This window comes from Levilactobacillus hammesii DSM 16381 (genome assembly GCF_001434395.1).
Lineage (GTDB): Bacteria > Bacillota > Bacilli > Lactobacillales > Lactobacillaceae > Levilactobacillus > Levilactobacillus hammesii.
The window spans coordinates 152497-160265 of sequence record NZ_AZFS01000066.1 but is presented as its reverse complement, the minus strand read 5'-3'; the positions used below and the strand labels follow the sequence as shown (position 1 = coordinate 160265).

The 7769-nt window shown below is 48.1% G+C and carries 8 protein-coding genes and 1 tRNA gene; 7 read left to right on the top strand and 2 right to left on the bottom strand.

Features of this window, described 5'->3' with window-relative positions; translation table 11 throughout:
• Positions 1-60: 60 nt before the first annotated feature.
• Positions 61-135, top strand: a tRNA-Asp gene (locus FD28_RS12890).
• Between the two features lie 305 nt (positions 136-440).
• Here the strand turns inward: FD28_RS12890 and FD28_RS12885 are convergent.
• Both FD28_RS12885 and FD28_RS12880 read right to left on the bottom strand, forming a co-directional pair.
• On the bottom strand, positions 441-1658 hold the full coding sequence (locus FD28_RS12885) for a DUF2075 domain-containing protein (RefSeq protein ID WP_057735454.1): 1218 nt from the start codon (positions 1656-1658) through the stop codon (positions 441-443).
• A gap of 90 nt (positions 1659-1748) precedes the next feature.
• A complete protein-coding gene (locus FD28_RS12880) occupies positions 1749-2267 on the bottom strand; it encodes a hypothetical protein (protein ID WP_057735453.1) in 519 nt (172 codons plus the stop codon).
• Positions 2268-2389: 122 nt separating this feature from the next.
• On the opposite strand from FD28_RS12880, the gene FD28_RS12875 reads away from it, so the two are divergent.
• From FD28_RS12875 to FD28_RS12850, 6 genes are all read left to right on the top strand, one after another.
• Entirely contained in the window at positions 2390-3130 is a 741-nt protein-coding gene (locus FD28_RS12875; protein WP_057735452.1) for an MBL fold metallo-hydrolase, read from the top strand.
• Between the two features lie 201 nt (positions 3131-3331).
• Positions 3332-3739: a transcriptional regulator SpxA gene (gene spxA / locus FD28_RS12870; protein ID WP_057735451.1), complete on the top strand. Its 408-nt coding sequence runs from the start codon at positions 3332-3334 to the stop codon at positions 3737-3739.
• A gap of 146 nt (positions 3740-3885) precedes the next feature.
• A complete protein-coding gene (locus FD28_RS12865; RefSeq protein WP_057735450.1) occupies positions 3886-4611 on the top strand; it encodes an adaptor protein MecA in 726 nt (241 codons plus the stop codon).
• A gap of 206 nt (positions 4612-4817) precedes the next feature.
• Positions 4818-5621, top strand: coding sequence for an EAL domain-containing protein (locus tag FD28_RS12860; RefSeq protein WP_057735449.1), 804 nt, complete (start codon positions 4818-4820; stop codon positions 5619-5621).
• A 1-nt stretch (position 5622) separates the two neighbouring features.
• Positions 5623-6129 carry a hypothetical protein gene (locus tag FD28_RS12855; RefSeq protein ID WP_057735448.1) on the top strand — a complete coding sequence of 169 codons (507 nt, stop codon included), beginning with the start codon at positions 5623-5625 and terminating at the stop codon, positions 6127-6129.
• 14 nt (positions 6130-6143) lie between these two features.
• A complete protein-coding gene (locus FD28_RS12850) occupies positions 6144-7466 on the top strand; it encodes a glycosyltransferase family 2 protein (protein ID WP_057735447.1) in 1323 nt (440 codons plus the stop codon).
• Positions 7467-7769: the final 303 nt, after the last annotated feature.

Here is a 7769-nt window from a genome sequence, read left to right as displayed (position 1 = left end):
GTAGCTCGTCGGGCTCATAACCCGAAGGTCGCAGGTTCAAACCCTGCTCCCGCAATATTTGGTCCGTTGGTCTAGTTGGTTTAGGACGCCTCCCTGTCACGGAGGAGATCACGAGTTCGAGTCTCGTACGGACCGTCAGTTAAGTCTTCCTTGTGAGGAAGGCTTTTTTGGTGTCTAAATACAGCAGTGAAGACTGGGAGAAGGGCGGTTCATCAATGTGCCTGAACGCTGGCTGCATGATTCCGGGTGGCTATCAGGGACAAACGGGGTTGGTAGCCTTGTGATGTGTTGCGACCCTGTACGGGCGTGTAAGAACAAGGTCGGGATATAACTCAAAAATCGGTTATTTCAGAAACTAAGCTCTGAAATAACCGATTTATTTTGACCATGATGGTGTAAAACGTGGGACAGCAAGCAGCTAGCGACACGCCTTCCGTTCTTTATAGGGCGCGTTGTTGCAAGTAGTGCCGCAAACGCGCATCGTGAGCATATAAGTATAGGCCCTTAACGCCACGCTTCATCAGAACGTTAATTGAATTGAGGATGAGCTGCTGCTTGATATGGACAAGCTCAGTGGGATCTGTGAGATCCGCTCTCTTTTTGAAAGCTTCCACGTCCGTATAACGGTCAAGGTGAATGGCTAAGTGGTCGTGTTCGTCAAGACTAACCGGAGGACCCAGGATAATACCCACGTAGTTGAGATCAAATCCCTGACAGGTATAGATGGAACCAACCTCATTAATGGTTTGGGGAAGTTCGGCCCAGGGGGTACTGGTATAGTTGTATTGGTCCCACGGGAGATGAAATTCGCCTTCCGTGATGTAATGCTTACCGCCATCCAGCGTTGAGGGGTAACCCGAGGTTGACACGATGCGAGATAGGCCCACTTCTTGATTACGACGGACCACGGCCTGGCGCATCTGCTCAGCATCGTCAAAGACGCGAAGATCATAGTTGGCGCCGACATCCGTGGGCAAAGGGTGAAGGTGTTGGTGCGTGAAGTCATTGATCCATCTGACCAGTTTATCGCTAGCCTGCATGCGAAATTGATGCGTTAGTCTGTAGGTCTCATGGGGATAAGGCGCAATGAGTTTTTCCAGGCGTGCTTCCGTCCAAAAGCTCTTCATGCGCAGGACCTGCGTTTCGTCAAAGACCACGATGATGACTTTCGCCGTCGTCAGCAGTGATTGTAATTGATTGTCACCATAGAAGTTATTATAGTGATCGGCCTGCGAAAGTAAGAGGTGGGCTTCATCGATAACCAGAACATCTGGATGGACGGTGTCCTTCGCCATTTGATTGATGAGCGAGGTGGGCCGTTGAAAGTCCTTCTTTAAGAGGTGCGGGTGCTCGCCGGCAATTTCACGGTAAACCTTGAGGATCTCGGGATGATTGACCAGAAAGTAATTTTCCGTGTGCGCGAACGGGCTCGCGTCCTGCGTCCGGGCTGCCACCTGTATCTGATTGAAGAGGTGCGCCAGGACGACACTCTTGCCGGTTCCAGCGTCACCGTAAAGGGCAAAGACGGCGGGTCCTGCCGTGGTGAGGTGTCTAGCGGTAAACGCCAAGATATGTTGTACCAGCTGTGCCTGTTTGGCGGTTAAGGGTAAATCGGGTGAAATTTTTTGGGTCGCTGCATTAGTTGTTTGACTAAGCAAGCCATCGCCTACTTTCTAAAAAGATGAATACGGCTATTGTAACGCGAATGGTGGACAAATAAAAACCCTTCATTCGCTGAAGGGCTGTTCCTAATCTTCTGTGGTACGATGCGCCTGATCCTTGGCAGGTGCCAACTGATAGGTTGCCGCGTGAAAGTTATTTAATGACGTGGCATATTTGGTAAATGGCGAGAACTTGTTCGAACGGCGCCAGATCATGAAGGCGTCACTACTATCCCAAATGGTGAGGAGAACGTATTCACCACTGTTCTTGAACTTAGAGAGAACCAGCATGGCCGTCATGCCAGCGGGAAGCGGCGAAGCGGCAATCTTGTTGACTTCACCTTCAAAGACTTTGGCACTTTCCATATCCAGATTGAAGTAATTAAAGCTAAAGAAGCCCTGCCAATCTGGCTGACCGTGTTCAATTTTGACCTGATAATCGAGATGGCTGGTAAAGACACTGTCCCGATTCGAGACGTCTAAGAGTTGTAGATCCTTGGCCCCACCGGTAGCCGCTAACAAGACGAAGTGACGGTCGGGATTCTTCTTAATAATCTTATCTAACAGGTCCTGACTGCCAAACGTTAAAGATAATTGCTGAAGCATACGCATCCCTCCTGACTTGGTTTCACTTCTATTATAATAGTCCCGCAGAGAAATACGAAATGTTTACACTCTACGGTTAGCGCGCTACACTGAGGAAAGAACAAACTTGAGAGGATGATTCGATGAAATTGACGGTTTTAGGATGCTATGGGGGATATCCCCACAATGGGATCGGAACCAGTAGTTACTTGATCACCAGTGGCGACTACCACTTACTATTGGATTGTGGGAGTGGTGCCTTGCTGGCTTTGGAAAAGCAACTCAGTCCTTTGCAATTAAACGCGGTCTTATTGACTCACTATCACCACGATCACACGGCCGATCTGGGGGTCTTGCAATATGAGTGGCAATTGGCGCAAGGGGCTAAGGCCGAACCCATCTTACCCATCTACGGGCACACCGCTGATCCGCTGAACTTTGGCAGTCTGACATGGCCGGATTCTACGGTGGGCCGGGCTTACAATCCCGCGGAGACGTTGAAATTAGGGCCATTGTCGGTCGATTTCATCCCAACCCATCATCCGGTTCCAGCCTACGCTCCCCGTATTACGGAGACGGTGACAGGCGCCACGTTGGCCTTTACAGCGGATACCGCTGCTTTTGATGGCTTGACTGATTGGGCGCAGGGGGCCGATGTTTTGTTGGCGGACACCAACTTTTATGCGGATCACCAGGGCACCGCTTGGCATTTGACATCAACTCAGGCCGGCGAATTGGCTCAGCAAGCGGGCGTTAAGCGCCTATTGTTGACCCATTTACCACAAACGGGTGATCTGACGCAACTGGCACGGGAAGCGCAAACCGCTGCCGGCAACACGATACCGGTCGAAGTGGTTCAGCCTCAATCTATTTATAAAATCTAATATATATAATTCGCTAAATGTAAATTGCGCGTTATCTAATAATACACTTATACGTGGCATACCGTCATTATTTCTGCCATTAATATACGAATGATTATTTATTGTTTATTAAATGATTTTAGAAAAATGCTTTTCTTTCTGTTGAAATGCTGTATAATAGGCTTATTAAATCATTTATACAAAACGAGGGAGGAAAAGATTATGACAGTCACGCTCTACACATCACCTAGTTGTACTTCTTGCCGCAAGGCTCGGATTTGGTTCGAAGAACATGGCATCGCGTATCGTGAACAGAACATCTTCTCCGAGCCCTTAACCATTGACCAAATTAAGTCGATTCTGCGGTTGACGGAAGATGGCACGGAAGAAATCATTTCAAAGCGGTCACGCGTCTACCAGAATCTGACAGTTGAGTTGGACGATCTACCCTTGCGCGACATGTATGAGTTGATCCGCCAGAATCCAGGAATTTTGCGGCGACCAATTATGGTTGATGACCGCCGACTTCAAGTGGGGTTCAATGAGGAAGAAATTCGTCGGTTTTTACCCCGGGAAGTGCGGGAATTAGAATTACAACGTGCTCAGCAGCTAGTTAATGGTAACGAATAAGCTTAATTAGTTGCATCTAACTGGATTTGTGAGAGAATGATACTTGCAGTCCAGTTTTTTTGTTATGATTACTTTACAAGTAAAATAAAATGGCTAGAATGAGAATCAAGGACAATACCCAACCCACGAGAAAGGGGTGTTATTCAATGGAAACGGAACGAATCAACGAAAACACAATTCGGGTGGTCATTGGCAACGATGATCTGAGCGAACGCGGCATTACTGTCTTGGATCTATTGGGCAATCACAAACAAATCGAAGGCTTCTTCTATAGTATCTTGGAGGAGGTTGACGTTGACCACCAATTTCAAGACAATGATGCGGTCACCTTCCAGGTGTTGCCAAATCGCAATGGGCTTGAGTTGTTTATCAGCAAGAATGCGGATGAGGACAGTGCAGCGGACGTGAATGTCACGGACGCCAGTGTCGATACCAATCACCCCGATCAAGTGTCGGACCAGATTAAGGCCCACTTGTTGGAAAAAGATGGTCAAAAGGATTTCTTCTCAAATTACAAGTCAACGACGACCAATGACTCGAATGACATCGAGGATTATTTGAACGATGACGGTCAGCCAACCACGACCCGTGTGGTGAAGCTCCAGTCATTTGAAGATATGATCAGTCTGGCACGGGTCTTGCGGCTGGAAAATGCGGCCTCTAACCTTTACCAGTACAATGGCGCCTATTATTTGGAATTAATCTTCTTTGTCAACGAGTCATCCCGCGAATCTATCAAGGATGAGTTGTCAGTCGCCTATGAATATGGGAATAATACGAAAGTTGCCCCAGACGTCTTGGCGGAACACGGCAAGATGATTATGGAACACAGTGCACTTGAGCTTACGAGATTTCACTTTTTAAGCGACTAGTTGCGGAATGATGAAACGAGTCTCCATATGGGGACTCGTTTTTTTGTGGCCAGTTGCATTTTTTATTCATAGTTTAAGGCAAAACACCACTGGTAAATTAAATCCTTCCTGCTATAATAGTTTATCGGACAAATAAGGAAACTTATAAATTATATGGATGAATTTAAAACGAATCATTGGGAAAAGCGTGATAGCGGGGGATTGGCATGAGCTTAGCACAGTTAGAGAGTTATCTGTTATGGGCCACAGCCGTGATGGCCGTGATTGTCGTACTGACCATTGGTTTTTACTACTGGTATTCACGAAAAACAACGAATAATTATCTTGAAAATGATGAGATTGAACTGCGTTACTTTATTCAAAAGCAGGTGAACTTTCGTGGAGAAACCACGGGGTATGAATGCCTGTTGCGCCAGCACAATGCGGATGGGTCGTGGTCGTTGCCACAAAAGCTCGATTCGCTCCCGTTGCAACGTGTGATCTTTTTACTCACGGATACCTTCCAGTCTTTACCGGAAGAGCCGATCACACTTTCCATCAACCTTGAATTTGATCAGATTACGAGCCCGGACTTTCGTTATTTTGTGCGCTGGGCGTTGTCACGGATTTCACCCATGAAGTTGGCCGTGGAGTATACGGCTGGGGCAACCCAATCACGGTGGCAGCGGTGGATCTTTCGGCGGCGTATTCGCGAGGCACGTGGGTATGGTATGCGTTTTGGCGTGGATAATGTGGGGTCTTCTCTGAATAATCTAAAAAGTATTGAATGGATCTTGCCCGAAGTGGACTCGCTGAAATGTTCCATGCGTAGTTTTCGCAAGGCGGATCCCAACGAGTGGTTAGACCTGAATCTACAATTCTGGAATCGACTTTCCCAACGAAACCACATTGAACTGGTGCTCATGGGGATTGAAAATGAACAGGATCAGCAATTAGCGGATCAACTTAAGATTAAGACGCGCCAGGGGTATCTGTTTGCCCGGCCCACGAATCCGCATGAGAGGAGCTAGTATGGCTAAACAAAAGGCACGTCAACAACTTTACACGGATGCTTACTTTGAGAAGGGGCACTGGGGGCTGAAAATTTGGCAAACACTGATTGGTCTCATCGGGTGGATCTGCGTGTTCGTCCCAATTGTGATCACGGTGCTTTCTTTTTGGGCCGCCTACGATCCCCACATCATTCATCTCTGGTCGTATAGCGAGGGCATTTTTGAAATCAAATTTATTGGGATTATCTTGCTGTTTTGTTTCGTCTTGGTATCGCTGTTTGCGGTGGGGATGACCATCATCCAAAACCGAAAGCGAGATCGCGTGGTGGAGCAGTGGCCGACCTTTAACCCCATCAATCAGCGAAAGCGCGAGGATCAACTGGGGAAGTTCATGGATCAACGGTTCGGTGACCAGGAATTTCGAGAAAATGTGCGTCACTATCAGGTGAAGCCCGAGCAAAACCTGGATACGGACCAGATTCACCGGCTGTATGAACAGCATGATCTCAACGACCTGGATGAATAAGGAGGACGGGGCACGTGACAAATATCTTTATTGACAGTCTCTTGCGAGCGACTGTAGGTAAGACGCTTTTTAATATCTTCCTGTTGATTCTGTGCCTCTACCCGGTAGTGGGCTCGTTCTTCTGGTTTGCGGGGGCCTTGTCTTATCGTTTCTTGAAGACCAATAAGCGTGATGATGCGGTTCAAGACATTCCCGTGGCGAAACAACCGATGATTACGATTATGATTCCGGCGCACAATGAAGAAGTGATGATTGCGGAGACCATCACCTATCTCTTTGAAGAAATGAACTATGCGAACTATGAGGTGCTGGTCATGAATGACGGGTCAACCGATCGGACCGGAGAAATTATCACCGAACTACAGAAAAAGTATCCCCGGTTGCGGACGGTTGAGATTTTAAAGAATAAGGGGAAGGCCCATGCCTTTAATATCGGCATGTACTTTGCCAAGGGAGAGTATATCCTCAGCAACGATGCCGATACGATTCCCGAGCCGGATGCCCTGATGAAGTATATGAATTTCTTTATGCGGGACCGCGACATGAACACCTCCGCCGTGACGGCGAATATGGACGTGCAGAACCGAACCACGCTATTGGGAAAGTCCCAAACGGTGGAGTTCACCAGTATCGTGGGGGTAATTAAACGGAGTCAGACGGCGGTCAATGACTCAATGTATGCCTACAGTGGTGCCAATACACTGTATAAGAAGGATTTCCTGATTGACGTCGGGGGCTTTCGGCAGAATCGTGCTACCGAAGATATCAGTATTGCCTGGGATCACCAGATGCTGGGGGCCGTGCCACGTTTCGCCCCGAACATCATCTTCCACATGAACGTCCCCGAGACGATTCGGGACCTCTATCATCAGCGAAAACGCTGGGCTCAGGGGGGCACTGAGGTGTGGTTGACCAACATTAAAAAATTTCTCCGCCACCCGGTTGAGCACCGTTACCAGTGGTCAATGTTCGTGGATTCCACGCTTTCCATTATCTGGTCCTTCTTTTTCACGATTACCTCGGTCGCTTTTATTGGGCTGATGCTCTACTTCCTCTTTACGGGGAATTACGAACGGGTCATGCATGGGATTGTGATCTCCTTTATCTTCGTGACGTTTGAGATGTTCGCGGGGTTCATGCAGCTCTTAGCGGCGTTGCTCTTGGATCACCACGGGGCGAAGATGAAATATCTCTTCTTTGCGCCCCTCTACATGCTGTTTTATTGGATGGTCAATCCCATTACGGTGGTGATGACCTTTATTCCCGCACTCAAGACGATTCTGGGGTTTGGCTCGGGAACCTGGGTCAGTCCGAAGCGCCAGTCGATGAAGAAGTAAGACGTGCATCAAGGATAGTTAATAGTTAATTGGAATTAAAAAACGAGGTCAGGGCGATTGTCCTGACCTCGTTGGTGTCTTCAAAAGTATTTTACTAAATGTTGAAAGATGAAATGCCCACCGCATCCCTGTATTTGGTAAGCATTTGCGCCATTAAATCCGACTAAATTTAACGCACTCCGGCTGCCAGGAACTCCGCCTGCTGTGGGGACGCTTCAGCCTGGAAGGTCGCAGTCTTCTCGCTCGCTTTGGAGCCACGAAAACCACGTGTCTCCAAAGTCGCCCGTGCTGTAAGCTGGCTTC